The organism is Reichenbachiella sp. MALMAid0571 (genome assembly GCF_040151475.1).
Lineage (GTDB): Bacteria > Bacteroidota > Bacteroidia > Cytophagales > Cyclobacteriaceae > CAXBNB01.
On record NZ_JBDKWG010000091.1, the window covers coordinates 27,605 to 54,121 of the forward strand.

Genomic DNA, 26,517 nt, shown 5'->3' on the forward strand with positions numbered 1-26,517 from the left:
TGGCATATCATCTACCCAACCCAAAAATAAAAATGTTATCCGTGTTCTAAGCCAAAAAAACTGAATTACAGAAATTTAATACTGATAATTTATATATGAAATGACAAAAAACAAAAAAGGACTGCCAGCAGTCCTTTTTGTCAATATTGTTTCTTTTCTTAATATTCAGGCATCTCCATCTTCACCTTCCTCAGGTTTCAAGGAATCAACTATTTCTTCATATTTCGTTCTCAAATCAGGATCAGCTTTCAACCCTTTTTTCACTTTGTTATACACAGCAGCACCCAATTCATCTTTAATTAATGTTGGATAAACTTCTTTAAAATCTGCAACCATTGTGTCATACGCTTCCTGTATCTTATCAAAAACTGCAATTTCCTCTTCCGTAGCACTAATTTCAGCCAATTTTGCTTCATCCCCTTTAGCAGATTTTAGTTCGTTAAACCTCCTGCCTTCATCCATCAACTCTTCTGATTTTATCAAATCGTTGTATTTGACTTTCATGTCCTCTTTCATACTGTCAATTTTATTCATGACAGTAGCATACAACATCAACTCATCATCGGTAATCTCATCATCCTGCGCTACAGCAGGTGAATTTACAATTAGTATTGCAACAACAACACCAAACAAAAGCAATCCGTTTTTCAGTATTTTTTCAATCATAATTCAGTTTTTCTTCTTTTTTACAAATGTTAGTAACCAGCGAATTAATAATAAAAAGCTCAATATTTCAAGTATTTAGCCCTTTTATCTCAAACAAATCGAAGATTACAACATTTAATTACCATCAAAAATATTTTTCAACCAGCCTTTCCGCTTCCTTTTCTTCGGTGAAGAAGCATTGCTGTTTTTATTAAATTTGTTGTCTTTATTTATGCCTGTATTGTTATTTCTTTTCTCCTTCCTTTTAAACAATTTTAAAAATGGAGAGTCTTCCTTATAGGGTTCACAATCAATAGAATTTGGAAATTGAAATTCAGATTTCACCAGTGAATACAGCTCCTTATCATTCTCTATTTTTTTGTAAAACAAAGCCCAAATCGGCAAGGCTGTATTAGCTCCCTGGCCATTTTTAATACCACTAAAATGGACTATGGGATTGTCAACCCCAACCCATACTCCACCCAACCAGTCCGGAGTATATCCCACAAACCACCCGTCAGTATGATTTTGAGTAGTTCCGGTTTTCCCTGCAACATTACCCGTTATCCCATATTGATACCTGATTCTTTTTGCTGTTCCGTTATCTACTACCGACCGGAGCATATTAGTTATATTTTGCGAAATCTCGACAGGCAACACCTGATTACCGGAGGGCTCTTTAAAATAGATTTCTTTGCCATCTCTTGTTTTAACACTGGTGATGTAATTGATACCAACAGTTTTTCCGGAATTAGCAAAAGCGGTGTATGCATGAATCAGGCTTTTCAGCGAAATATTTCCTGCACCCAACGCAATTGAAGGACTATTTGGCAACTGTCCTTCGACTCCCATGTTTCTGGACAATTTTATTATAGACTCTATACCAGACTCCATAGCCAGCTTCACACTTACTGTATTCACAGAGTTGGTCAATGCACCCACCAAAGAATATTTTCCCTCATAATTTCCATCGGAATTTTTTGGAGACCAATCTTCATATTGTGTATATATAATTTTTTGATTCGAAATAAAATCACAAGGTTGATAACCATCCATCATGGCTTGCGCATACACTATGGGCTTAAACACAGAACCAACCTGCCTTTGCGCCGTAATGTGATCGTATTGAGTATGTTCATAAGATGCCCCACCTACCCAGGCCATAACTTTACCATTATGAGGGTTCACAACCAAAAAACCAGCCTGTAACATCCCTAAATCATGCCTGACAGAATCAAAAACAGAAACCAGTGTATCTATAATTCCATCGTAAGTATATAAAGTAGTCTGAATTGGCTTCCTTAACTTTTCAATAGCCTTCGTTTCAGAGATACCCTGGTCAAGTAGTTGTTTATACCTATCAGATTGTTTTAAAATCTTCAGCACCACACTTTCATTCTGCTCAAACAGTCCCTGTTTTTTAAAATCATCATGAAGCAATGGTTGCAGATATTGCAAATGCTCATGGACAGATTCCTCAGCATATTTCTGCAGCCTAGAATGCAGAGTAGTATAAATCTTCAACCCACTAGTATATAAATTGAGTGAGTCAGTAGCATCATTATCTTTCAGCCAATTCTCTAATTTGAGCCTCAAATATTCACGAAAGTAAGTTGCCGATCCCTGGTCATGACTTAGCTTGTTGTAAGCTAAAGTCAAAGGTAAATGACTTAAACTGTCAGCAGATCCAGAGGAAATATATCCATATTTCGCCATTTGACTTATAACTGTATTTCTCCTCTCAAGAGATTTTCCGAGATTGATGCGGGGATTGTAAGTAGAAGTAGCTTTCAACATACCAATCAGTGTTGCCGCCTGCTCAATACTGATATCTTTGGGAGTGGTTGAGAAAAACCGTTGGCAAGCTAGCTCTATTCCGTAGGTATTTTCTCCAAAAGAAATGGTATTCAGGTACAACATTAAAATTTCTTCCTTGGAATACAAATGTTCAAGCTTATTGGCTATGATCAATTCTCTGGATTTATTTACAGGAATGGACAAAAAACCATAATTCTCCCGACCAAACAAGTTCTTTGCCAGTTGCTGACTGAGGGTGCTGCCTCCACCGGTATTTTGACCAAGAATCACGCTTTTGAAAAGTACCCGCATCATGCTTCGTTGGTCTATTCCTTTGTGTCCGTAAAACCGGGCATCTTCTGTTGCTATAAGGGCATCTATTACGAAATGGGAAACATTATCATACATCACCTCTGTCCTGTTTTCTACATAGTATCTGCCAAGAAGCACACTGTCAGCAGAATAGATTTCAGATGCCTGATAGTTTTTAATTGCCTTTAACTCATCATCAGAAGGAATTTCCCCAAACACCCCATTTGAAACAGCAACATACCCAACATACATTGCACTGCCAGCTCCTACCAATATGATTCCACTAACTACCAGAATAAACAGTAGTTTGCTTTTTTTCCACAGCTCCAAATACAATCGAAATAATTTCATTTAACAAAACATATGTACAGCCTCTAAACCAGAACCAACGAACCATTGCATGAGAATAATATTTAATGCACAGATTTTATAAAAATCATAAATCTAAAACCACCCAGAGTTTAAAATTTCAATAATCCAACCTAAATTCACAACCTATAATCACTAATTTAAAAAACGCAATTTTATAAAATGAAAAAGATATACTATCTCTCTACTTGTTCCACCTGTATTCGAATTTTAAATGAACTGGACGGATTGCTTTCAGAATTTGAATTACAGGACATTAAGAATGAAAAAATTACCCCGAATCAAATCGAAGAAATGCATGCCTTATCGGGAAGCTATGAATCTTTATTCAGTCGCAGGGCAATGAAATACAAATCACTGGGGCTGGGAGCTAAAAATCTATCGGAAGATGATTACAAAAACTACATTTTAGAGGAATATACTTTTTTGAAAAGACCGATTTTTGTAATTGGAGATAAAATTTTCGTTGGTAACTCCGCCAAAACCGTAGAAGCTATAAAATCCGAGTTGACTAATAATTAACATTTCTTGATCAATACTCAAATTATCCTTTGTTTTTGACAAGCCTGGCAGGGACATTGCTTTGAAAATTTCAACAATAAAATCTACAATCAGAAAATAAAACCTTCCTGATATCATCATTTTATCCAAAATAACAGACCTTAACCTACTAAAAAGAAAAAGATGAAAAAGAACGTTACCTTGTTTTTAGCACTGTCTCTTGTGTCATTTTTACTCAGAGCTCAGAATGAACAATTCCTGATACAACCATACCTTCAGGATGCCGAACCAAATTCGATCAAAATCATGTGGCAAACTGATAAAGGTGAAGAAAGCATTGTAGAATGGGGGCTTACTCCTAAGCTCGGCAAAAAGGACAAAGGAACAGCTTTTGATGTCAACTTCGATGAATCCCGCATTCATGAAGTTGAAATAACCGGATTGAAAAGGTTTACTGCATACTATTACAGAGTGAAAACAGGCAAAGCTGTTTCCGATATATTTCAATTTAAAACACCACCCTTTTCAAGCGATAAAAAATCATTCAGGCTTGTTGCTATGAGCGACATGCAAAGGGACTGGCAAAACCCTGATAAATTTCATGAGGTGGTAAACGAAGGTGTATTGTCTTACCTGAAAAAAGAACTAAATGACAGCCTGGTTGACAATCTCGCATTGGTTATGATCCCGGGAGATCTGGTTCAAAGCGGACCGAATTACGCTCAATGGAAAAATGAATTTTTCAATCCGGCTGAGAAGCTTTTTAGCAATGTCCCTGTTTATCCTGTACCTGGAAATCACGAAAGAAATTCAATCTACTATTTTAAGTATTTCAGTTTACCTGAAAATGGCACACCTGCCTATGCCGAACACTGGTGGTTTAAAGATTACGGAAATGTAAGAATCATTGGCCTGGATTCTAATGATGAAGGATATCAGGACAAGTACCAATTGCAATGGCTCAAAGAAGTATTGGAGAAAACAGCCAAAATGGAAAATATTGATTTTGTCTTCGTGCAACTGCACCACCCATACAAATCAGAATTATGGATACCGGGAGAAGAAGACTTTACCGGCAAAGTAGTGGAAGCCATGGAAAAATTCAGCACTGAGACGGGAAAGCCCAGCATACACTTTTTTGGGCACACTCACGGATACTCCAGAGGCCAATCCAAAGACCACAAGCATTTGTGGGTAAACGTGGCATCAGCTGGAGGTGCGATAGACAATTGGGGAGAGTTTGAAGGCAGAGATTACGATGAGTTTACAGTAACTCAGGATGAATATGGTTTTGTCATGGTAGAGGTTGATCCCAATGGTGGAGATCCGAAATTTACCTTAAAAAGAATCAGCAGAGGAAACGAAGAACTTCAAAGAGAAAACGAAGTAAGAGATGTCATTACCATCTGGAAAAATGACAAAAAACCTAATACTCCCAAACCTTTGTCTCCTTCCTCTAAAGAGCAGGTTGCATTTACAGGTGCTGTATTAAAAGCCGGAACTTTTAGTAGTAAATATGAAGGTACAACTCATGCCGCATCTCACTGGCAGATATCTACTTCCGAGGATTTTTCAAAACCCGCATTCGATAGTTGGAAACAAAGTGAAAACTGGTATTACAAAGAAAACAGGCAAAAAGATGATGATTTGACTGATGAAAAAACGCCACGATTGAGTCCGAATACTACTTACTTCTGGAGGGTTCGTTACCGCGACCAATACCTCAATTGGAGCGAATGGTCTGAAATAGCTTCTTTCACTACCACAGAAAAATAAGCCTAATTATTTGCAAACAGGCTGTCTTTTTGATACAGTCTGTTTGCTTTTACAGAAGCATATCATACTGTCATTGAAAACAACTGCACTTCCGGTTTGCTCCTCTTTAGCCTTAAATCAAATACCATACAAACATTTCGGACAAATGCCCTTCCCAGCGGAGTAACGAACAAATCAGTTCCCTGAAGATAGATAATACCATCATTTTCCAGTTCCTGCAATTGGCTCGATATAGTCTGATCATTCATCAACTGACCAGGCAATACCGCTTGAAACCGGCACATGATATCCAAAATAAGTTGACGGATTTCCAAATCTTCTTCGCCCAGTATATGTCCTTTCAGTAGAGGCAATTGATTATTATTTACACTTTCCAGATAACCATCTATGTCTTTTATATTTTGACTAAACCCATACCAGGAATCACTAATAGATGACACTCCCAGCCCAATTAGCGTTTTTGATACAAAAGGAACATATCCCATAAAATTGCGATGCAACGAATTGGATTTCACAGCATCAAGCAGTTCATCACCAGGCCGTCCAAAATGATCCATACCTATTTCCATATATCCAGAATTCATAAGCATTTCCCTACCCAAATCGTAAAAAGATCTTTTTTCATCTTCTTTCGGTAAATCTGATTCTGAGAATCTCCTCTGACCCGTTCCCTTGATCCAGGGCACATGAGCATAACTATAGTACGCTATCCTGTCCGGATTCAACTCCATTACCTTCTCAAAGGTACTGCGGATAGTATCTTTGGTTTGAAAAGGCAATCCATAGATCACATCATAATTTATGGATTTGTAACCGATTTCACGGGCATTGTCCGTCACTTCTTTCACAAGATCAAAAGACTGCATTCTATTGATCATAAATTGCACCTTGGGGTCAAAATCCTGAATTCCCAGGCTAAGCCTGTCAAAACCCAAATCAAATAAAGTCTGTAGATGTTTTTCCGATGTATTTACCGGGTTTGCTTCAAAAGCAAATGAAGAATTAAAATGACGGCCAGCATGTTTCAATAGTCCCTCAATCAGAATTTGTAAATTCTCAGGATTGAAAAATGTAGGTGTGCCTCCCCCCAGGTGAATTTCTTTGATAACAGGCCGCTTATCAAAAAGCTTAAGGTACAATTCCCATTCTTTCAACAAACCCTCTATATATGGCCTTTCAACTGCGTGATTTTTCGTAATCCGCTTATTACATCCGCAAAAAGTACACAGACTCTCGCAATATGGCAGGTGTATATATAGACTCAATTCATTACCAAAATCCGATGTGGATTTTAAAACTGAAGATGTCCAGGCACTGGTGTTATAAGTTTCTTCATTCCAATAAGGCACAGTAGGATAGCTGGTATATCTCGGACCCGGAACATTGTATTTTCCTAATAGTTGAATGTAATTGTTCATAAAATTTACAGCCTGTATTAAACATATCAATAACAGTTACAAAGGTGGGTGTAGAGGGCTTTATTGATATTGAGTTATATCAGCCATTTACATGAAAAAAATCATGCATAGTAAATTTCAAAAACTAACCGGATATAAAAGAAAAAACCCTTATATTACTCATACAAGGGTTTGGTAGCGAAGACGGGAGTTGAACCCGTGACCTCAGGGTTATGAATCCTGCGCTCTAACCAACTGAGCTACCTCGCCAAAAGAGGTGCAAAGTTAAGCACAATGAAATTTAATTTGCCAAAAGAAATAAAAATCTTTTGGCTCATTTTTCAAAAAATTCTGTACATTGGTTTTTTATTAAATGAAGGCAATATGAGCAAGTTTGAATATACAGGAGAGTTTGAATTCCGAGCGTCGAAAAAGATGCTATACCCATACCTTTCGTCAGCAAGCGGATTGGCGCAATGGTTTGCTGATGATGTCAATATAGACGAAGACAAAATACTGACCGTAATATGGGATGGGGAAGAAAACAAGGCTAAAATGGTAGCTCACCGCACCAACAGCCTGGTTAAAATTGAGTTTATCCCGAATGACCCCAGCGACGATGATCCTAACTATGTAGAATTTAAAATTGATATGAATGAGTTGACTCAGGCAGTCTTCGTGAGGGTAACAGATTATTCGGAAATGGATGATCTGGACGAACTTGGCGAAATCTGGGAAAACCTGATGCACAAACTCAAAGAGATCGTTGGGGGATAATTTCCTTCGCCCTTGCATCTATTCAAAAAAACAATTCAGGAAATAACACCTCATTTAAGGTCTTGATCAGAATCTGTCATTATCACTATACCCTTTTTGGTTCAAAACTTAAATCCCCACTTTGTCATATTATAAATAACCTCACATTGGGTTTCTACAAAAAATTCGTATTCGTCATCTGTAGGTCTAAGATTTTGGTTTGAATTTGCTGTAAAGCACTCAAATATATTGTTTTGTGGAACCAACAAAAAAGACACAAAAAAACCATCCCTAAAAAAGGGATGGCTTTCTATTCAACTTACACTACAAAATTTTTATTGCACCTTAGTCACTGCATTGGCGTCAAGTATGACAGCAGTTTGCGCAAGGGTACGTCCGTTGATTGATGCTCCATTGAGGAAAGTAATCCCGGTCTTCGAAAGTATATTTCCTTCAAAATGTGAATTTGCTCCAAATGTAGCCTCGCCTGCTACTTGCCAGAAAATGTTTTTGGCCTGAGCACCTCCATTCAAAGTAACATTGATCGCTGTGCTTTGAGATAAGTCACCTGATATCTGAAAAATCCAAACGTCATCAGCACCACCTGTAAGGGTAACATCTGAAGGGATAGTCACGGTAGAAGTCCACTTATATAAACCAGCAGACAATGTCATTCCGCCAATGTTCCCTGTCCCTAATTCAAGGAATTCTGGTGTTGGCCTTCCTGCTGCATCATTATAGGCAGTGATCATATCATTTACCGCAGTAGTTAAATTAATAGGGGTAGGATCTGCCATGTCGGCGGCATATACATTACCAGTTACTTGAGCTGAGGTGGCATAACCTGTAGCATCGGTTAAAGACAAACCGGTGATGTATGAAGTAGCTGCCGGGCTCAATCCCAAATGTCCTGTAATAGCAGAAGTGGAGCTGTTGTTGATAGCCGTCTTGGCAAGGATCACATAATTACTTGCTTCGCCTAAATTTACCACTGCAAGTGTTGCTGTTACATTACTTGTAGTAAAGTTCCAGGTGGTGGCAGTAGCCAATCCATTTCCTGATAAGTCCTGAGCTCCTGTTGTAATCTCAGCAGTATAAACCGTATTAGATTCAAGAATGGTAGTAGAGGTGAAAGTTGCTGTATTGTCTGCATAAGCCACTACACCTGCTACAGGAGTCGTGCCTTTCTTTAAAGTAAACGTTGTAGCATTGATGGTTTCAAGATTCATCGATTCATTAAACATAATAGACACTGTTTTGTTCCGTGCAACCCCTGTAGCATCGCTTAGAGGAGAAGTCGAATTGATAAATGGTGCTGCGTCATCCAACGTAGTAAAACTCCAGGTGGTGGCAGTAGCTAATCCATTTTGAAATAAATCCTGAACTCCTGTTGTAATCGTGGCGGTGTAGGTAGTCTTAGATTCAAGATTTGCGTCAGCTGTAAATGTAGCAGTATTGTCTGCATAAGATACAGTACCAGCAACAGCTGTGATTCCTTGAACCAAAGTAAATGTTGTGGCACTGATGGTTGCAGGATCCATAGGTTCGTTAAATACGACTGACACTGTCTTGTCTCTGGCTACTCCTGTAGCGTCGCTTAATGGATCTTTAGAACTGACAACAGGTGCTTCATTGTCAACGACAGCTACTGTGGTGAAAGTAATCGTAAAGTCATTTTCCAAAGCGACTCCAAGTGCACTCTCAGCACCAGTGTTGACCGTAGCAGTATATTCTGTGCTGTTTGCCAGTTCAGCAGTTGGGGTCATTGTTACCTTATTATTGTCATAAGCCACTGCGGTAGCTATCTCTGTGGTTCCTTCCATTAAGACAACCGTAGTACTGTTCATGGTTTGAGGATCCATGGCAGCTAAAAAATTGAATTCAATTGTGGAGGCAATGGCAATTCCGGTAGCATCATCAACTGGAGTGGACGATACTATTGTTGGTGCTACTATTACTTGGTCTTCGTCCTTGCCACAGCCAAGAAATACCAAAACAGGAAATACCGCAAGTACGAATACTGAATTTTTAATTTTCATAATTTATCTGGTTTAAATTCTATTGCTAACTGAAGTGCGATTAATATGCCACTAGCTGATATTATATTCAACCACCTGCTGGTCAGCTCTTTGAATTAATTGCAGAATGGGTGTTTTTCTCATTACGGGAAAATGACACTCGTTATGGGAAGTCTACAAGTGCTCGAAACTCGTTAATCTGTCTGTTTGGAAGGTGATGGTATTTCCCATAAAGCATAATTATTAATGCAATACAAAGATGAGGCTATCAAAAGCATTACAGTTACACACTAAAACTTAATAGTTACATATATCACTTGTTTCACCTTATGGGTGAAGGCGGTAGAAGAGGAGTTCTCACCCTAATTGATCAAAGATTTTCCAGATTGCCCAGTCGCTTTTGTTTCAACTGTTTGTAAAAAGAGGGAGATAGTCCGGTGACTTTCTTAAATTGATTGGAGAGGTGGGCCACACTGCTGTAATGAAGCTTGTACGATATTTCTGTCAGGTTGAGTTCGTCGTACAGCAAAAGTTCTTTTACATACTCAATCTTGTGCATAATGATGAATTGCTGAATGGTAATCCCCTTCACTTCGGAAAAAATATTGGAGAGGTAGGTATAATCATAACCTAGTTTTTCGCTGATAAAATTTGAATAATTCACCTGAGGGATATTGTCTGAGTAGTGGATCATCTCGATGATCACATTCTTTATCTTGTCAATCAAGATACTGCGTTTGTCATCCAAAAGCTCCAAACCTGATTTGAGCAGATTTACCTTTAGCTTATCATACTGTTCTTGTGTTATGTCTTCCAAAATCTCCACCTTACCCAAATCAACAATAACATAGTGAATACCCAATTTTTTAAGCTCAGCCTTCACCACCATCTTACATCTGATGGTGACCATATACTTGATGTAAAGCTTCATAAACGTAAGGTAAGAAATGTCAATCACCACATGAGTCAACAAAAATACTGATTTTATTGATCACAGGCCTATATATAATTTCTTTAAGGGATATTCTTATTTCTCTGGACTTAACATCTTTTGATACTTTACCATAATAACTCCACAAATAGTTGTTATTTTTATCGGACGGCAAATACTGATCCGGTCTTTAGTGGAAGATTAGGTATTGCCATAAGTCAGGTATGTTGCACAGTGCGTCATATTCAAATGTTGTGCTTCATGCTGCTATGAATTGACATTATCTGGACAAATCTTGCTTTGGCTATCGTTACTAAATATTGAAAATGGATAAAATTGAAAAGGGTTCTGAATGGCGAAAGTGGGATTTACATTTTCACACACCATCTTCATATGATTACGGAGACAAGTCTGTTACTAATCAAGAAATCATAGATGTATTGGCAAATCATTCAATTTCTGTAGTTGCAATTACTGATCATCATCATATCGACATTTCTAGAATTCGGGAATTGCAAGTTTTGGGCTTATTAAAAGGGATTACAGTTTTACCAGGGATTGAATTTTTATCAGATGCAAAAGGAAAAGCTCCTGTCCATTTTATCGGTATCTTCTCAGAAAACTGTAACCTTGAATACGTTTGGGGACAGATCGAAAACAGGACCAGCATCTCGAAAATTAAAGGTGAGAATAAAAAGCACAATGAGGTTTACTGTCATCTCGATAACACCATCGACCTGATTCACGAGTTGGGAGGATTGGCAACTATTCATGCTGGAGACAAATCCAACAGCATCGAAAATATTACGCATTCATTGGCTCATGGAGAGGCTCAAAAGACTGAGATTGCTGAAAAAATAGACTTCTATGAGCTTGGCAAAGTAGATGATAAACAGGGGTATGTTGATTTAGTATTTCCTGCTATCAAAAAGCACATTCCAATGATAATATGCTCAGACAACCATAATATCAAAAAATATATCCTCAAGGAAAACTGTTGGATTAAGGCCGACAATACTTTTGAAGGATTAAAGCAAGTTGTTTATGAACCGAAGCAGAGGGTTAGAATTCAAGCATTAAAGCCACATCAAAAAGCGGGTTATCAAACAATCGAATCTGTGAAAGTAACTCACAGTAGTTTCCATCCCCAAACAATTTATTTCAATCAAAATCTAAATTCCATAATTGGAGGACGGTCAACAGGCAAATCAATATTACTTGGCTCAATAGCGAAAAGGTTGAAGTGTGATAAAGATGTTAAAACAGACAACATAGATTATTCGAATTTTGTCAACGAAGTAACCGAAAACATAACAGTTACTTGGAAGGACGGAACCGTGAATGATAACCGTGACATTGAATATTTTCCTCAAAGCTACATGTACAGCTTGGCTAAAAACAAAAACAAGGAGCTTGACAGGCTAATTGAGGGAATTATCAAGCAAGACCATGCTAAAAATCAATTAATCTCAAATTACGAGACCTTTAGTAGTGAAAACAATACTGAAATCACAAATAAGGTCAATAAGGTATTTCAATTGATCGAAGAGCTAAACAAAAGGAAATCCTTACTCAAAGAAAAAGGGGATAAAAAGGGAATAGAAGCCGAAATTGAAATTTTAAATAAGGAATTACAAGAGTTAAAAGGCAAATCAGAAATCTCGGAGATCGACCTAGAAAAGTACTCGGAATTCAAAAGTGATAAAGATGAGCTATCAAAGTCAAACCAATTCTTTGATGACGAAATTTCTCGGATTGAGAATCTCAAAGAGAGATTTTTTATAACCAAGGAAATAGATTTTGATTTAGTATTTCTAGTATCCGACTAACTTTGAGAAGTTCAATAACAGTTAGTTTAGGTTGAAATTAAGGAGATTTTCCAAGATTTTCAAAAATACCCCCCTGTTTACTGTTAAATAAGTTTAGTTGCATTATTTGAATAGTCCTTTCCTGAGCTACCGGAGCATTTCTTTTGAGTAATTTAATCAGTGACAGATACGATCCAAGGTTATTTGAAGCCATCGAAACAATTGTGATGAACAATTCACATTCTTTGACTTGTCGGTGAATGACCGTAAAGATTAAATTGGCTATTAATGCCACCCACACCTGTGTTTTGATTCCTTCGGGGCTGTCCGAGAAAAACCAGCCCAATTCAAAGTTCTGTTTGATTTGCTTGAACAATACTTCAATATTCCACCTGTGTTTATAGAGCTGGATAATGGTATAGACATCATAGTCGAACATATTGGAAACAAACTTCAATATGTTTCCTGATGCAGGATCTTTGTATGTAATCAAACGGGCCTTTAGGATAGTTTCTTTGGTTTTTAACTGGATTTCAAGGTCAGAAATGACCCCTCCCCGAGCATATTGAGTAATGTGGTTGGGCTGTCCGGATAAAACTTCATAGTCCGCATTTTCATTCAGTCGGGTTACATAGAAAACACCTTGCCCTGTCCATTCTTGCCACACCTTGTAGCTTACATACCCTTTGTCAAAAACATAAATAGTCCCTGATCTGGGGTTCAGCTGTCCGAGGAATGTTTTATCGTTACACGCAGCTTCGCTCAAAGAAATTAAATCAGGTGCAAAACCTGATAAAGGCATTTTGGCATGTACTTTCAAACCACCCTTCTTTTTACCATTTAAAGAATTGCGCCCTGCCCCTTTAAACACTTCTACAAACATACTCACCGTAGAAGAATCAAAAATCTCAACTTTAGAAGGGTCAACCTCTCCTCCAATAAACATAGTAATGTACCCCTTGACAGATATGGTTCATAGTGCTTGTATAAGCTATTGTATATACTGCCAAATACATCACTGCAACGGTTAATGTTTGCATCGCTTAACGTGCTGGTGGCAGGAAGCTTCTCTATACCCAAATAGCACAATTTGCCTTCAAGGAAAAGTAGGGCTTTGCATAAATTGCGAAGAGAATGGCATCTGGAAATTACCCCATAGAATAAAAATACCAATTGACGATAGGTCGTCATCACTTTGTAATAGTGATCTGATTGGTGCTCTTTCACACATTGCTCAACCAAATTAAATGGTATGAAAGAAAGAAGTTGGCAAATAACTGGTTGACCTGATAAATTTGTACTTTTAACCATGATGTTTCAGTGGTGAGAAACTCAAACATCATCATATTGGTGGAGGTTTCCTCCACCAATTGTACTTTTCTTATATTAATACTGATAACATAGCTTTTAATCGGATACCAGTATTATTAAATCATTAATTACTAAAATATTTGAACAAATTATTACTCAATTGGGTTCTGAGTAATTAAATTTAAATCCATGAGTGAACTGCATATTACTGAAGATTTGTCTGAAAAGTTCCCGTTTCAAGATCGTGACGTGAGTTGGCTTGCTTTTAACCGACGGGTTTTGATGGAAGCAAAAGACAAGTCTAATCCTATATTCGAGCGGCTTAGGTTTTTGGCTATATATTCTTCCAATCAGGATGAATTTTTCAGGGTAAGGGTAGCAGATATCAGGCAGTTGGTAGAAATCAATAAGAGAAAAATCAATGCCGCTATCGACGTAGAGCCTGAGCGTGTACTCAAAGAAGTACATAGTATTATTCGTACTCAAATGGACGAGTATGGGGATACCTTAAGAAATGGGGTGCTCAAAGACCTGGAAAAGGAGGGGGTTTTTATATGCGATTATCGGGATTTGAATGAGAAGCAAAAGGCTGAATGCTTGTTTTATTTTAAGACCAAAGTTCTGGCATTTATACAACCATTTTTTTTTAGTACAGCAAATCGTGAACGCTTTCTCAATAATAGAGAACTGTACTATGTATTGCGCCTTAAAGATGTTTTTTCAGGACGTATTGAATATGCATATCTCAATATTCCTTCCGATAAGTTGTCAAGGTTTTTTGAAGTTCCTGCCCGAAAGGGGAGACATATTTTTGTGTATTTGGATGATATAGTTCAAATGCATCTGGACTTTATATTTCCAGACTTTGAAATACTGGAATGTAGGGCTGTGAAACTGAATAAAGACGCTGATTTGCATATTGAAGATGAATACAGCGGAGATTTGGTGAGCAAGATTCAAAAGCAGATAAGTAAAAGAAACCTGGGTACACCTTCCAGGTTTTTGTATGACTCGGCTATTTCCACAGAGCTTTTGGAGTTTATTACCGAAGCTTTTAATCTATCGCCGGATGATATGGTGCCCGGTGGGTCTCATCACAATTTGATGGATTTCTTTGGATTGCCCAATCCGATAGGAGCCAGATTAGAATTCCCTAAATTGACACCTTTGCGCCATTATAAAATTGAAACACACAGGTCGATTTTTTCTGCTATAGATGATTCCGATCAGCTACTGCATTTTCCCTATCATTCTTACAATTATATTCTTCAGTTTTTCAACCAGGCAGCTATTGATCCCCATGTAAAGCAGGTAAAAGTTGCTTTTTACAGAATGGCTAAAAACTCCATAATAGGAGAATCACTGATCAGTGCTGCCAAAAATGGAAAAGAAGTTACTGTTTTCATGGAACTTAAGGCACGGTTTGATGAAGCCAATAACCTGATGTGGGCTGAAAAGATGCAGGATGCCGGAGTAAAGGTGATTTACAGTATTCCGGGGCTGAAAGTACATGCAAAAGTGGCATTGGTGAGAAAGAAAATGGAGGACGGTTCAATTCGGAATTATTCATTTCTGGGAACTGGAAACCTGAATGAAGATACGGCAAGAATCTATTCCGACCAGGGATTGCTAACCTGCCATAAAAAAATAGGAGAAGAACTCAATGATTTGTTCAATTACCTTTACCGCAGAAAACCACCCAAGCCTTTTAAACATTTGTTTGTTTCTCAATTCAATATTATCGACAACCTGAAGAGGCTTATTGATAGAGAAATCAGCCATGTGAAAAAAGGCAAGAAAGGAAAAATCGTAATAAAACTCAATAACCTTCAGGAAAGGGTGATGATCGAAAAGTTATATGAAGCGAGTCAGGCTGGTGTGCAGATAGAAATGATAGTCAGGAGTGTGTGCTGTTTGGTGCCGGGTGTGCCGGGAATCAGTGAAAATATTACAGTTAGGAGAATCGTTGATCGGTTTTTGGAGCACTCCAGGATGTTTTTATTTCATAACAATGGAGCTGAGGAGGTATTTATGGGATCGGCGGATTGGATGAAAAGAAACCTTAGGAGCAGAATTGAAGTCATATTCCCTGTTTACAATAAAGACCTCAAACGTCAAATCAAAGATTTGCTGGAGGTGCAATTTGCAGACAATGTAAAGGCTGTAATGATTGGCCAGAACAACGACAACATACCTATCCCAATATCAGAAGAAGAGCCAAGAGTACAGGCACAACTGGCTTCTTATGACTTGGTAAAAGCATGGGAAGGTGTAAAATAAAGAACCTTTATTAACGAATTAAATGGCTACAGGAATTAATGTTTCCGGAAGCTGGTCAGGAGTATATTCTCCCGGTTTGTTCTTTTTCATGTATTTTTTCATCCTCAAAAAGAGCATGATACTCATGAAAATACCTAACGCTCCAAAAATTATTTGTCCACCTATCAACATCACAATACTCACAATAGGGAAAAGAATGCCTGCGATTATGAAAACAGCCATACTTGCAAAATAGCCCACGGAACTAATACCTTTTTTGTATTTGATACCCAAGTCTGATGCATTCAATATTTTATGCAATCCATTTATAAAATTAGAATAGTCAGCACTTCTGTCTTCAAAATTTGCGATACCTGCATAGTGCTGCGATTTGAACAAAAGGTTGCTTCCGTTTTTAAGCTTGAGGTCACATTGATAAAACGAATTGTGTTTGGTAGAAACAAAAGAGAGGTTCACCTGAAGTATGTCAGCATACTTGACTAATGAGACAACCCCATCATGGTCTGTAATTTTAATTCCATCCTGAGTAAGCTCGTAAGATTTTTCCTTTTCAAATGCCGATTTTCTGTATGCGTAGTTCATTTTTTATAGTGTTAGGTTTTCTTTGTTCAAAAGAAAGCCGTTTCACAGTGATTTAGAATACCCTCAAGATGGTATTTTGAGCAAATCTTAGAGACTGTCTCACAAGGGCTGGTTTCTTTTTTATCAAGAAGTACTTAGGCAAGTATCTTCAGAAGATGCACAAAGATGCTGCTAAAACTAGGACAAGCGTAGATAATTGAAGTAAGCTATTTAAATCCTTTGCAAGGTATTGGCAAAACTAATTTGGTAACACTATCCATCTTCAGTATTTTAGACACACAATAGCTCTTGAATCTTTTTTACAACAGAAATTACTATGAAACTACCCTTAATTTTTTGTTCATGCATTTTACTTGGTTCCCTATGCTTTGGTCAGGCCAATTATGATGAAGCCAAGGTGCCAGACTACACTTTACCGTCATTGATGATTTCTCAAGAAGGAAAAAAGATTAGCAATATAGACGACTGGCAAAATATACGCAGACCTGAACTGCTATCCCTTTTTGAACAAAATGTTTATGGTAAGATTCCGGATTTTAAATATGAGATGGATTTTAAAGTTGGAAAGATCGATAAGAAGGCACTGTCAGGTAAAGCCTATGCAAAAGAAGTGGTTGTAAGTTTTTACAATGAAAGGGATACGGTGGATATGACCATCATGATTTTTTTACCTGCGAAAAGTAAAAAGGCTGTCCCTCTTTTCCTTGGGTACAATTTCTATGGCAATCAAAGCATTCATCCTTATCCTGAGATCACTATTTCTGAAAGTTATGTAAACAACAGCACCAAATTGGGAGTGACTGGTAACAAGGTAGATGAATCAAGCCGTGGCATGCGCTCAAGCAGGTGGGCTGTTGAGCGGATTTTGGAAAGGGGCTATGGACTGGCAGTCATTCACTATGCCGATGTTGATCCAGACTTTGATGATGGATTTAAAAATGGTATCCACCGACTGGTAGATGAAGAGTCAGCTAAAAACTGGCCGTCTATTTCCGCCTGGGCATGGGGACTGTCCCGGGCTCTGGACTATATAGAAACTGATTCTAAAATTGATGAAAAGAGAATTGCAGTATTCGGCCATTCCAGATTAGGTAAAACATCCCTTTGGGCAGGGGCGTTGGATCAGAGGTTTGCATTGGTGATATCCAATGACTCTGGTTGCGGAGGTGCGGCATTGTCCAAAAGGCAATTTGGTGAAACCGTTCAGGTAATCAACACGGCTTTTCCGCACTGGTTCAATAGTAAATTTAAGGAGTACAACAGCAATGAAGCAAACTTACCCATCGACCAACACATGCTCATCGCATTGATGGCTCCACGACCCGTATATGTAGCCAGTGCGGTAGATGACCGATGGGCAGATCCCAGGGGTGAGTTTCTTTCCATATATCATGCCAGTAAGGCATTCAAGCTGTATGGTGGTGACGTGATGACCTCCGACGAAATGCCGGAAATAGATTCTCCGGTAATCAGAGGCAAGCAGGCTTATCACATTCGCACCGGAGGGCATGATGTAACTTCGTTCGATTGGGAAAAGTACATGGATTTTGCAGATATCCATTTAAAAAAGCTCTAAACAGTATTGTTGAGCACTTAAAAACAAAACCTCTTTACCGTATAGTAACCATAGCAGTCACGCTATGTAAAATGCCTCCTTGTCATCCCAACTTTTGAGGCCATGTCTACCGAGGTAGAGATCTTTTTTGATTATTTGGGCAGTAAGAAAGATTTCTCCTTCGTCGAAAAGACAAAATAGCCTAAACTGACAGCAATAGCATCAATTGTGGTATTTTTTAGCATGACAGTCTGAACCCTTGAGCAGACCCCTGTATAACTTGACGGTAGTCATGTGGGGATAGTAGATTAAATGCGATTGTTCTGCCTTGAACAGTGTTGTAGTGTATTCAATTGAGGCTACTGTAGGCTTTTTTGTAGTTCATAGGATTAGTTCCCGTCGTTTCTTTGAACTTCCGATTGAAATGCGATAGAGTTTGATAACCACATTCGTAGGCTATCTGTGTGATAGAGGCATCTTTGTTGAGTAGCAATTTGCAGGCTTGGCCGATACGAAGTTCTGTAACAAAATCTGAGAAGGTTTTGTTAGTCCTTGCTTTAAAATACCTGCTAAAGGATGTTGGTGACAGGTTGGCCAGAGAAGCCGCATCATTCAACAATATATTTCCCTTGTAATTATTGAGAATAAAATCATGTACGTTGCGCATGCGTTCAGAGTCAGAATTGGTGACAGTGTTTAGGTACCCGGCTTTGTTGATGTACTTTACTTCTGTAGAATCGGCTATTATATTTAATATTTGCAATAAAGTGAGTACCCCGTCAAATCCATCCTGTTTTAGCAAGGCTTTCATTTTTTTCAAAATAAAGTTTTTGGTATGCCCTGTTACTTCCAATCCTCTATTTGCCCGTTGGAACAGTTCCCTGATACCGCTCATTTCTTCTTTGTTTAGAAATGAATCTCCCATGAAATTGTCAGAAAAATAGATGACAATACCATGTGTCTGTAAGTCATGGTTTTCGAAATAAGCTTCATCGCTTCTCCATACGTGCGGAAGATTTGACCCTGTAAAAACCATATCACCAGCTTCAAAATGACTGATGTCATTTCCGATAAAACGGGTGCCTGTTCCTTTCAGTACCACAAAGAGTTGGTATTCGTGATGAAAGTGCCAATTGGGATCGAAATAAGCGTCCTTCAACTCTTGAATGAGAAAAGTTTTGGATTCTGGGATAGCAGATTTTTGTATTGGCTGTTTCATTTTGTGACGAATATAACTAACAAGCCGCTATATTTATATTAATGTGGTATAAAACAGTCAAAGTTGGCAATAATAAAGAAAGGTATATACGTGAATGTTTTGCTATTTTGTAATACGCTATACACATAATCATTACTCAATGAAACAAATCAACTTAAAATCCAAAATAATGAATGCATCTATGGGGATGTATTTTCGGCATGCTACGCTATGTCTTTTCTTGTTAGGACTGCTGTCTTGTGGCGGGGACAATAGCAAGAGTGTCAACGAAAGCCCAAATGTCCAAATACTGTTTTTAGGACATGACAGTGAACACCACAATTCAGAGCGATACATGCCGATGTTGGCTTCAGCCTTGGTGAAGAGTGGTATCCAATTCACTTACACTTCTAATCCGGATGACCTCAATAAGGATAATCTGACAAAATTCGACGGATTGGCTGTTTATGCCAATATTGATGAAATAACCCCAGAACAGGAAAAAGCAATGCTTGAGTTTGTTGGTTCGGGCAAAGGACTGATTCCAATCCATTGTGCTTCTTATTGCTTTCGAAATTCGAAGGAGTATGTAGAAATAGTTGGAGGTCAGTTCAAAAAACATGGGAAAGGTACATTTACCGCCAATCTTACTTCCTCGGGAAAAGAAATGCTGAAAGGCTTCAATGAATTTGAAACATGGGATGAAACATATGTGCATCAAAACATAAACCCTTCCATCGACATATTAATGGAAAGAAAAGATGGGGATCATGTAGAACCATGGACCTGGACGAATAGATATAAAAATGGCAGAATGTTTTACACTGCATACGGCCATGATGACAGGACGTGGAGTAACCCTGGATTTCATGATTTGATGAAGCGGGGCATATTGTGGGCAGTAGGGGACAAAGTAGCAGGAAAAGTAGCTAAACTGAGTTTTCCTCAACCAAAATATACTGAAGCCAAAATTCCCAATTATGAAAAGAGAGATCCACCGTTGCAACTTCAGCAAGCATTGTCTCCGGAGGAGTCCATGCAATTGACTCAGGTGCCTATTGGTTTTGAATTGGAGTTATTTGCAGCCGAACCTGATATTATCAATCCGATAGCTATAGCATGGGATGAAAAAGGTAGGCTTTGGGTCATAGAAACGGTAGATTATCCCAATACAGTTAGATCTGATGATGGCATGGGAGACGACAGAATCAAGATTTGTGAAGATACTGATGGAGATGGCAAGGCAGATAAGTTTACTGTATTTGCTGAAGGATTGAATATACCCACCAGTCTTGTATTTGCCAATGGTGGCATCATTGTTTCTCAGGCACCACATTTTTTATTTTTAAAAGATATCAATGGGGATGACAAAGCCGATGTGCGCAAAACACTCATTACAGGTTGGGGTACTTTCGATACCCATGCCGGACCGTCCAATTTAAAATATGGGTTTGACAACAAAATATGGGGAACTGTGGGATACTCCAGTTACGATGGTGTAGTGGATGGAACGCCTACCAAGTTCAGACAAGGGATTTTCAGTTTCAATAGAGATGGATCTGGCTTGCAGCAATTGACCAAAACAAGTAATAACACCTGGGGGCTTGGTTTTTCAGAAAACTTTGATGTGTTTGCATCTACGGCCAACAATACGCACAGTGTATTTATGGGCATCCCAAACAAATACCTTGCAGGAGTCAAAGGTCTGTCTGACAATGGAAGTAAGAAAATAGACGGGCATTACGCTTTTCACCCTATCTCCAACGAGGTGAGGCAAGTGGATGTATTTGGAGGATTTACAGCTGCTGCCGGGCACAATCTATATACAGCAAGAAGCTTCCCATCAAATTATTGGAATAGGGTAGCCCTGGTTTGTGAACCGACGGGCAGGTTGATTCACAATGCTATTTTGGAAGAGGACGGAGCTGGGTTCAAAGAAAAGGACGGATGGAATCTGATTGCCAGCAACGACAACTGGTTTGGTCCGGTGCATGCAGAAGTTGGTCCTGATGGAGCCGTATGGATTGCCGATTGGTACAATTTCATCATCCAGCACAACCCTACTCCTCCGGGATTTGAAAATGGAGCAGGAAACGCTCATATCAATCCACTCAGAGATAAAAAACATGGTAGAATTTATAGGTTGGTTTACAAAGGGGCTAAATCTTACAGGAAACTTTCATTGTCCATTGATGACACTGATGGATTGATAGTTGCCCTTCAAAATGACAATTTGTTTTGGAGACTGACCGCACAAAGATTGTTGGTAGAAAGGAATAAAAAGGATGTGGTTTCTGATTTATTGGCTTTGATTAATGACAAGTCGGTGGATGATATTGGAATCAATCCAGGGGCGATCCACGCACTTTGGACACTACATGGGTTGGGTATATTGGCAGACCCGATGGCAGAAGATGTATCCAATACCGTTGTTAGAGCTTTGAAGCACCCATCTGCCGGAGTGAGAAAGGCAGCAGTGCAGGTATTACCAAAAGCTGAGTGGGCAAGTCTGGCAATTCAATCTTCAGGGATCTTAAAAGACAAAAACAAAAACACACAGTTAGCGGCCATTTTGGTGATATCAGAAATGCCTCAATCCGATGGAATAGGCGAAATGCTTTTTGCACTTGGGCGAAACAAGGAAATAGAGCGAGATGAATGGTTGTCTCAGGCACTTTACATTGCCGCATCCAAACATAAGGCGGGGTTTCTACAGGCAGTGAAGCAAATGCAGCCAGCTATGGTGGAAGAGGTGCTTAATGAATCTCAGAACAAGCCTCAGGAACGATGGGAAGCTGACCTGGATATTTCCGATTGGAAGGAAATTAAAGTTCCCGGCTATTGGGAAGAAACAGAAATCGGCAATGTAGATGGCATCATCTGGTTTAGAAAGGAATTCAATTTATCATCTGCTCAAAAAGGTCAGTCAGCTACTTTGGATTTAGGGAAAATTGATGACTCTGACGAAACATGGGTCAACGGGGTACGCATAGGAGGGGAAGGAAAATATGATACCTTTCGAAGCTACAAAGTACCAACTGGTCTGTTGAAGAGTGGCAAAAATGTGGTTGCTGTAAAAGTAACAGATACCGGAAGTGGTGGTGGCTTTTGGGGCAAACCCGATGATGTAAAATTGAAAATCAAAGGCAAATCCATTGCCTTGGCAGGTAAATGGAGTTATCAAATTGAGGAATTAAAAGGTGGAAAGGCAAAAACTGCATTTAATGAACAAAACCCGATTGCCAAGGTGTTTCTGAAAAATTATTACAATGAAAGTGACTTGGAATCCGGTGATGCAATTGCGGATAACCCAGGGACACCAGCCAAGGTAATCACCATAAAGCCGATAGTGAATGAAATGAAGTATGACCTGAAGTCATTCGAAGTGGAGGTTGGTCAACAAGTAGAAATCAGGTTTAAGAACATTGACTTCATGCAACACAATTTGTTGATATTGGCTCCCAATAGTCTGGAAATAGTAGGAGCAGCTGCCGACAAAATGGCTTCTGCCAAAGATGGTGCTGCCAACAACTACGTGCCAAGTATCCCTCAGGTATTGTTTGCTACAAAACTTGTCGATCCTAATACCGAGGCTGTGCTCAGGTTTAAAGTGCCGGAAAAAGCAGGCGATTATCCATTTGTTTGTACTTTCCCCGGGCACTGGCGCATAATGAATGGCATCATGAAAGTAACCCCTAAAAAATCTATTTAATTATGAATATCAATATTGGAGTAAGTACCTGGTTGTGGACATCCCCTTTTAATACGGATACGGTTGGGTTGTTTTCAAAAATAAAAGAAATGGGGTATGATAGTGTGGAAATACCAGTAGAAGACCCTGAATTGATCAATATCAGTGTGGTGAAAAAAGCATTGACGGACAATGATTTGAAGCCCATTATCTGCGGAGCATTTGGCTCCACTAGAGACTTGACCAACGAAGACCCTGCCGTCCATCAAAATTGCTTCGAGTACGTAGAAGCTTGCTTTAAGATCGGAGCTGAACTGGGTGCTTCGTTTGTTGCCGGGCCAATGTATTCGGCAGTGGGTAAAACCAGACTATTGCCACCGGACGAGCGTAAAGCCGAATGGGATTTGGCAGTGAGGAATCTAAGGAAAGTCTGCCTGATCGCTGAAAAGTATGGACAACAAATAGCACTTGAGCCACTCAATCGCTTTGAATCTGACTTGGTGAACACCGCCGAAGATGTAGTGCGCATGGTGAAGGCTATCGACCATCCGGCTGCTAAGATCCTATTGGACAGCTTTCACATGACCATCGAGGAAAGAAACCTACAGACTGCCATTGAAACCGTAGGTAAAGATTTGATTCATTTCCAGGTATCGGAAAATTATCGAGGTGCGCCTGGTAGCGGACAAACCCGCTGGGAAGACATCAAAACAGGTTTGGAAAACATCAACTACGAAGGTACAGTGTCGATCGAAAGCTTTACGCCTGAGGTGAAAGAGCTTGCCGGAGCAGTTTGCATCTGGAAAAAATTCTCCGAAACTCAGGATCAGTTTGCCATAGATGGCATACATTTTTTAAAGGGGCTTTTTAACAAGTAGCCTCACTTTTTTATTCGAATAAAATACAATTACTAATAGAATAATATCACATGGACAACAAAAAAATCAACATTGCCATAGTAGGTCTTGGTTTTGGAGCCGAGTTTATCCCTATCTACCAAAAACACCCAAATGCAAATATGTATGCCATCTGCCAGCGCACCAAGTCTAAACTGGATGAGGTAGGTAATGCATTCGGAATAGAAAAAAGATACCAGGATTTCGATGAATTGCTCAAAGACCCAAATGTGGATGCCGTTCATATTAATTCGCCAATACCGAACCATGGAGAACAGTCTATAGCTGCCCTGAAAGCCGGAAAGCATGTGGCGTGTACCGTGCCAATGGCCACTACAGTGGAAGAATGCAAAGAAATAGTGGAGCTGGTACAGTCCACAGGCCTGACTTATATGATGATGGAGACAGTGGTGTATTGCCGTGAGTTTCTTTTTGTAAAAGAGCTTTATGACAGAGGAGAATTGGGAAAAATACAATTTCTGAGGGCTTCTCATCAGCAGGAAATGGCAGGATGGCCGGGCTATTGGGAAGGATTGCCTCCAATGTACTATGCTACCCATTGCGTAGGGCCAATATTGGCATTGGCACAGTCTCAGGCGGAGTATGTTTCGTGCTTTGGTTCTGGGACTATCGATGAAAAGTTGATTCCTAAATACGGTTCTCCTTTTGCCATAGAGAGCTGCCATATCAAATACAAAGACTCTGATTTGTCTGCTGAGATCACCAGGTCGTTGTTCAATACTGCCCGCCAGTACAGGGAGAGTTTTGATGTATATGGATCGAAAAAGACATTTGAATGGTCGCTGATCGAAGGTGAACAACCAGTGATCCATACAGGTGAAACTCCTGAGCGAGTGACAGTGCCTGATTATGCCCATTTGCTACCGGAGGAGATTCAGTCGTTTACTCAGGCGGGAGTTTATGACTCTGACGACAACCAGCATTTGTCTTTTATACAAGGGGCAGGGCACGGAGGCTCGCACCCACACCTGGCACATGCTTTTGTCAATTCTTTGCTTACAGGAAAAACGGCTTATCCTAACGCAAAGCAATCCGCCAACATCACCTGTGTAGGAATCTTAGCACATGACTCAGCCATGAATGGTGGAGAGATCGTAAAGCTGCCAGCGTTTACTTTGGAGTAGGAGGTGAGAAGCTTTCCTAAACTTTCAAAGTTTAGGAAAGCTAAATTATTCACCTCACAAAGTCTCTAGAAAATATACCAAGTAAAAAAGGATGGTTTTATAAGCCATCCTTTTTTTATGCGCCTGATTGAATCTGAGTTGACATCTTTATTTGGCATTATTATAATAACCTTTGAAATAGTTGTTATTTTTATGAGATAATAATAAATGGAATTCATAAATGATGTATAGCGGATGGAGTGCAATACTCCAATGTTGTGGTGCATTAGTCTAAATGATGAATGAAATATTCAAGTAATTTGAAAATTAAATTTGTAGAGATTAAACGAATAAGGTATGTTCAAAAAATTTAAGGAATTAAAAACAGGTGTAAAAAGAGCTGTTGTTGTTGGAACAATTCCAGGTGCCATGATATTAGGTGGGACAATTGGAGCATTGAATGAAAGATACTATTCCGGTGACGATTTTTTTGGCTATTCAATTTTCTTAGGAATTCCATTATATTGGATTGTAGCGTTAATTGGTGTTTGGGTATATGATGGTTTTAAAGAAAATGAGTAGAATTCCTAAAAATGGAGAATGATATCGTTTATAAATATTCTGATTGGAATGACTATTCAAAAGATGCTCTTGAAAAAAGATATTTTTGGTTTTCAAAACCAACTAATTTCAATGACCCTTTTGATAGTAATATGGATATATTAAGAGCTTTTAATGGGGCTAAAAATATTTTCACTCAAAATAAAAAGCCCGAAAATGAACTACTACTAGATTTTGTGAAAAGAAAAACAAAAGATTTTGGAATTCTATGTTTAACAAAACCAACAGAAAAAGGAAAAACAGGAGATAAAGGATTTAATAATCTGCATTTTTGGTCACATTATGCAAATTCACATAGAGGTATTTCAATTGGATATGATGCAAAAGAGATTGAGAATTATTATTCTGAAAAGTTGTTTTGCAATTCCCCACTAACTAAGGTAAATTATTTTGAAGAACCAGTAGATATTGATTCGTATGACTTCACTATTAGTCAAGATGAAAATGGAACTACTACAAAAAGAATTGACGGGATTTTTGGGCTATACAAAGACGATAAAAATGAAGATCTTTTCTTTGAGCAAATATTGCTTTTTAAAGACAAGAGAATTTGGGGATTAGAAAATGAATTTCGGATTATTTTAGCAGGTTTAGCTCAAAATAATATGAGAAGCATGCAATTATTTTCTGCGACAAATTTCGGAATAATCGCCCCAAATGGATACAGGTTGCCGTATCCTGAAAAAGAAATCATTAAAGAAGTAACTTTTGGTGTTAATTTCGACAATGAAAATATTGAAAATGCTATAGAACTAATAAGTAGGAATAATAAAAATATTAAATATTTTACTTCTGAATTAGATTTTGTGGGTGCATATCAAATTGTCGTTTTTTTTTATAATGTTTAAATTTAAAGAAAACGACTAAAGTTATGACAAAGGGAGAATTTTTAAGATTGGCAGCCAATCGTTATGATTCGCTACAGGCATTGAACAAACTTGATAATTTT

At 38.6% G+C, this 26,517-nt stretch carries 19 protein-coding genes, 1 tRNA gene and 1 pseudogene; 11 read left to right on the forward strand and 10 right to left on the reverse strand.

The features are described from left to right. Window positions 1-165: 165 nt before the first annotated feature. Both AAOP42_RS02940 and AAOP42_RS02945 read right to left on the reverse strand, forming a co-directional pair. Window positions 166-666, reverse strand: a complete 501-nt coding sequence (locus tag AAOP42_RS02940) for a hypothetical protein (protein ID WP_349526967.1) — start codon at window positions 664-666, stop codon at window positions 166-168. Window positions 667-780: 114 nt separating this feature from the next. Further along, complete coding sequence (locus AAOP42_RS02945) at window positions 781-3,105, reverse strand: transglycosylase domain-containing protein (protein WP_349526968.1); 2,325 nt, start codon at window positions 3,103-3,105, stop codon at window positions 781-783. Window positions 3,106-3,285: 180 nt separating this feature from the next. Here AAOP42_RS02945 and AAOP42_RS02950 point away from each other — a divergent pair, with 180 nt between their 5' ends. After that, the gene (locus AAOP42_RS02950) at window positions 3,286-3,645 is read left to right on the forward strand and encodes an arsenate reductase family protein (RefSeq protein ID WP_349526969.1); all 360 of its coding nucleotides are present in this window, start codon (window positions 3,286-3,288) and stop codon (window positions 3,643-3,645) included. Window positions 3,646-3,807: 162 nt separating this feature from the next. Continuing rightward, window positions 3,808-5,400 carry a fibronectin type III domain-containing protein gene (locus AAOP42_RS02955; RefSeq protein ID WP_349526970.1) on the forward strand — a complete coding sequence of 531 codons (1,593 nt, stop codon included), beginning with the start codon at window positions 3,808-3,810 and terminating at the stop codon, window positions 5,398-5,400. A 62-nt stretch (window positions 5,401-5,462) separates the two neighbouring features. Here AAOP42_RS02955 and hemN read toward each other — a convergent pair whose 3' ends face one another. Together hemN and AAOP42_RS02965 are read right to left on the reverse strand one after the other, a co-directional pair. After that, window positions 5,463-6,818: an oxygen-independent coproporphyrinogen III oxidase gene (gene hemN, locus AAOP42_RS02960; RefSeq protein ID WP_349526971.1), complete on the reverse strand. Its 1,356-nt coding sequence runs from the start codon at window positions 6,816-6,818 to the stop codon at window positions 5,463-5,465. A 172-nt stretch (window positions 6,819-6,990) separates the two neighbouring features. Further along, window positions 6,991-7,067 (reverse strand) — tRNA-Met (locus tag AAOP42_RS02965). Window positions 7,068-7,181: 114 nt separating this feature from the next. Here AAOP42_RS02965 and AAOP42_RS02970 point away from each other — a divergent pair. After that, complete coding sequence (locus AAOP42_RS02970; protein WP_349526972.1) at window positions 7,182-7,574, forward strand: START-like domain-containing protein; 393 nt, start codon at window positions 7,182-7,184, stop codon at window positions 7,572-7,574. Window positions 7,575-7,888: 314 nt separating this feature from the next. Here the strand turns inward: AAOP42_RS02970 and AAOP42_RS02975 are convergent, their stop codons facing one another. Both AAOP42_RS02975 and AAOP42_RS02980 read right to left on the reverse strand, forming a co-directional pair. Then, window positions 7,889-9,592 carry an ice-binding family protein gene (locus AAOP42_RS02975; protein ID WP_349526973.1) on the reverse strand — a complete coding sequence of 568 codons (1,704 nt, stop codon included), beginning with the start codon at window positions 9,590-9,592 and terminating at the stop codon, window positions 7,889-7,891. A gap of 349 nt (window positions 9,593-9,941) precedes the next feature. Beyond that, the gene (locus AAOP42_RS02980) at window positions 9,942-10,502 is read right to left on the reverse strand and encodes a helix-turn-helix domain-containing protein (protein ID WP_349526984.1); all 561 of its coding nucleotides are present in this window, start codon (window positions 10,500-10,502) and stop codon (window positions 9,942-9,944) included. A 326-nt stretch (window positions 10,503-10,828) separates the two neighbouring features. On the opposite strand from AAOP42_RS02980, the pseudogene AAOP42_RS02985 reads away from it, so the two are divergent. Next, a pseudogene (locus AAOP42_RS02985) lies at window positions 10,829-12,313 on the forward strand (TrlF family ATPase); the annotation flags it as partial. Between the two features lie 55 nt (window positions 12,314-12,368). On the opposite strand, the gene AAOP42_RS02990 reads toward AAOP42_RS02985, so the two are convergent. Together AAOP42_RS02990 and AAOP42_RS23750 are read right to left on the reverse strand one after the other, a co-directional pair. Then, entirely contained in the window at window positions 12,369-13,256 is an 888-nt protein-coding gene (locus AAOP42_RS02990) for an IS4 family transposase (protein ID WP_349526974.1), read from the reverse strand. Then, window positions 13,196-13,621 carry a DUF4372 domain-containing protein gene (locus AAOP42_RS23750; RefSeq protein WP_502947643.1) on the reverse strand — a complete coding sequence of 142 codons (426 nt, stop codon included), beginning with the start codon at window positions 13,619-13,621 and terminating at the stop codon, window positions 13,196-13,198. Before AAOP42_RS23750 ends, AAOP42_RS02990 begins: the two co-directional genes overlap by 61 nt. Window positions 13,622-13,810: 189 nt before the next feature. Here AAOP42_RS23750 and ppk1 point away from each other — a divergent pair, with 189 nt between their 5' ends. Continuing rightward, on the forward strand, window positions 13,811-15,901 hold the full coding sequence (ppk1, locus tag AAOP42_RS02995; RefSeq protein ID WP_349526975.1) for a polyphosphate kinase 1: 2,091 nt from the start codon (window positions 13,811-13,813) through the stop codon (window positions 15,899-15,901). Window positions 15,902-15,919: 18 nt separating this feature from the next. Here ppk1 and AAOP42_RS03000 read toward each other — a convergent pair whose 3' ends face one another. Beyond that, window positions 15,920-16,483 carry a hypothetical protein gene (locus tag AAOP42_RS03000; protein WP_349526976.1) on the reverse strand — a complete coding sequence of 188 codons (564 nt, stop codon included), beginning with the start codon at window positions 16,481-16,483 and terminating at the stop codon, window positions 15,920-15,922. Window positions 16,484-16,799: 316 nt separating this feature from the next. Between AAOP42_RS03000 and AAOP42_RS03005 the strand changes: the two genes are divergently transcribed. Then, window positions 16,800-18,059 (forward strand): glucuronyl esterase domain-containing protein, encoded by a 1,260-nt coding sequence (locus tag AAOP42_RS03005; RefSeq protein ID WP_349526977.1) that lies wholly within the window; start codon window positions 16,800-16,802, stop codon window positions 18,057-18,059. 328 nt (window positions 18,060-18,387) lie between these two features. On the opposite strand, the gene AAOP42_RS03010 is transcribed toward AAOP42_RS03005, so the two are convergent. Next, window positions 18,388-19,257, reverse strand: a complete 870-nt coding sequence (locus tag AAOP42_RS03010) for an AraC family transcriptional regulator (protein WP_349526978.1) — start codon at window positions 19,255-19,257, stop codon at window positions 18,388-18,390. A 169-nt stretch (window positions 19,258-19,426) separates the two neighbouring features. Here AAOP42_RS03010 and AAOP42_RS03015 point away from each other — a divergent pair, with 169 nt between their 5' ends. The 5 genes from AAOP42_RS03015 (at window position 19,427) to AAOP42_RS03035 (ending at window position 26,416) form a co-directional block, all read left to right on the forward strand. Further along, the gene (locus AAOP42_RS03015; RefSeq protein ID WP_502947644.1) at window positions 19,427-22,948 is read left to right on the forward strand and encodes a PVC-type heme-binding CxxCH protein; all 3,522 of its coding nucleotides are present in this window, start codon (window positions 19,427-19,429) and stop codon (window positions 22,946-22,948) included. A 2-nt stretch (window positions 22,949-22,950) separates the two neighbouring features. Beyond that, complete coding sequence (locus AAOP42_RS03020; protein WP_349526980.1) at window positions 22,951-23,805, forward strand: sugar phosphate isomerase/epimerase family protein; 855 nt, start codon at window positions 22,951-22,953, stop codon at window positions 23,803-23,805. Between the two features lie 50 nt (window positions 23,806-23,855). Next, entirely contained in the window at window positions 23,856-24,968 is a 1,113-nt protein-coding gene (locus tag AAOP42_RS03025; RefSeq protein WP_349526981.1) for a Gfo/Idh/MocA family protein, read from the forward strand. A gap of 336 nt (window positions 24,969-25,304) precedes the next feature. Continuing rightward, window positions 25,305-25,529, forward strand: coding sequence for a hypothetical protein (locus AAOP42_RS03030; RefSeq protein WP_349526982.1), 225 nt, complete (start codon window positions 25,305-25,307; stop codon window positions 25,527-25,529). Window positions 25,530-25,540: 11 nt separating this feature from the next. Continuing rightward, window positions 25,541-26,416 carry a DUF2971 domain-containing protein gene (locus tag AAOP42_RS03035; protein ID WP_349526983.1) on the forward strand — a complete coding sequence of 292 codons (876 nt, stop codon included), beginning with the start codon at window positions 25,541-25,543 and terminating at the stop codon, window positions 26,414-26,416. The last annotated feature ends 101 nt before the right edge of the window (window positions 26,417-26,517 follow it).

Bases quoted from the DNA above. Each gene is read 5' to 3' on its own strand.
- AAOP42_RS03015 (WP_502947644.1), top strand. From the start codon at position 19,427: ATGAATGCATCTATGGGGATGTATTTTCGGCATGCTACGCTATGTCTT.
- hemN (WP_349526971.1), bottom strand. From the start codon at position 6,818: ATGAACAATTACATTCAACTATTAGGAAAATACAATGTTCCGGGTCCG.
- AAOP42_RS03005 (WP_349526977.1), top strand. From the start codon at position 16,800: ATGAAACTACCCTTAATTTTTTGTTCATGCATTTTACTTGGTTCCCTA.
- AAOP42_RS03035 (WP_349526983.1), top strand. From the start codon at position 25,541: ATGGAGAATGATATCGTTTATAAATATTCTGATTGGAATGACTATTCA.
- AAOP42_RS02980 (WP_349526984.1), bottom strand. From the start codon at position 10,502: ATGAAGCTTTACATCAAGTATATGGTCACCATCAGATGTAAGATGGTG.
- AAOP42_RS03020 (WP_349526980.1), top strand. From the start codon at position 22,951: ATGAATATCAATATTGGAGTAAGTACCTGGTTGTGGACATCCCCTTTT.
- ppk1 (WP_349526975.1), top strand. From the start codon at position 13,811: ATGAGTGAACTGCATATTACTGAAGATTTGTCTGAAAAGTTCCCGTTT.
- AAOP42_RS02945 (WP_349526968.1), bottom strand. From the start codon at position 3,105: ATGAAATTATTTCGATTGTATTTGGAGCTGTGGAAAAAAAGCAAACTA.
- AAOP42_RS02955 (WP_349526970.1), top strand. From the start codon at position 3,808: ATGAAAAAGAACGTTACCTTGTTTTTAGCACTGTCTCTTGTGTCATTT.
- AAOP42_RS03025 (WP_349526981.1), top strand. From the start codon at position 23,856: ATGGACAACAAAAAAATCAACATTGCCATAGTAGGTCTTGGTTTTGGA.
- AAOP42_RS02940 (WP_349526967.1), bottom strand. From the start codon at position 666: ATGATTGAAAAAATACTGAAAAACGGATTGCTTTTGTTTGGTGTTGTT.
- AAOP42_RS02990 (WP_349526974.1), bottom strand. From the start codon at position 13,256: ATGTTTATTGGAGGAGAGGTTGACCCTTCTAAAGTTGAGATTTTTGAT.
- AAOP42_RS02975 (WP_349526973.1), bottom strand. From the start codon at position 9,592: ATGAAAATTAAAAATTCAGTATTCGTACTTGCGGTATTTCCTGTTTTG.
- AAOP42_RS23750 (WP_502947643.1), bottom strand. From the start codon at position 13,621: ATGGTTAAAAGTACAAATTTATCAGGTCAACCAGTTATTTGCCAACTT.
- AAOP42_RS02950 (WP_349526969.1), top strand. From the start codon at position 3,286: ATGAAAAAGATATACTATCTCTCTACTTGTTCCACCTGTATTCGAATT.
- AAOP42_RS03010 (WP_349526978.1), bottom strand. From the start codon at position 19,257: ATGAAACAGCCAATACAAAAATCTGCTATCCCAGAATCCAAAACTTTT.
- AAOP42_RS03000 (WP_349526976.1), bottom strand. From the start codon at position 16,483: ATGAACTACGCATACAGAAAATCGGCATTTGAAAAGGAAAAATCTTAC.
- AAOP42_RS03030 (WP_349526982.1), top strand. From the start codon at position 25,305: ATGTTCAAAAAATTTAAGGAATTAAAAACAGGTGTAAAAAGAGCTGTT.
- AAOP42_RS02970 (WP_349526972.1), top strand. From the start codon at position 7,182: ATGAGCAAGTTTGAATATACAGGAGAGTTTGAATTCCGAGCGTCGAAA.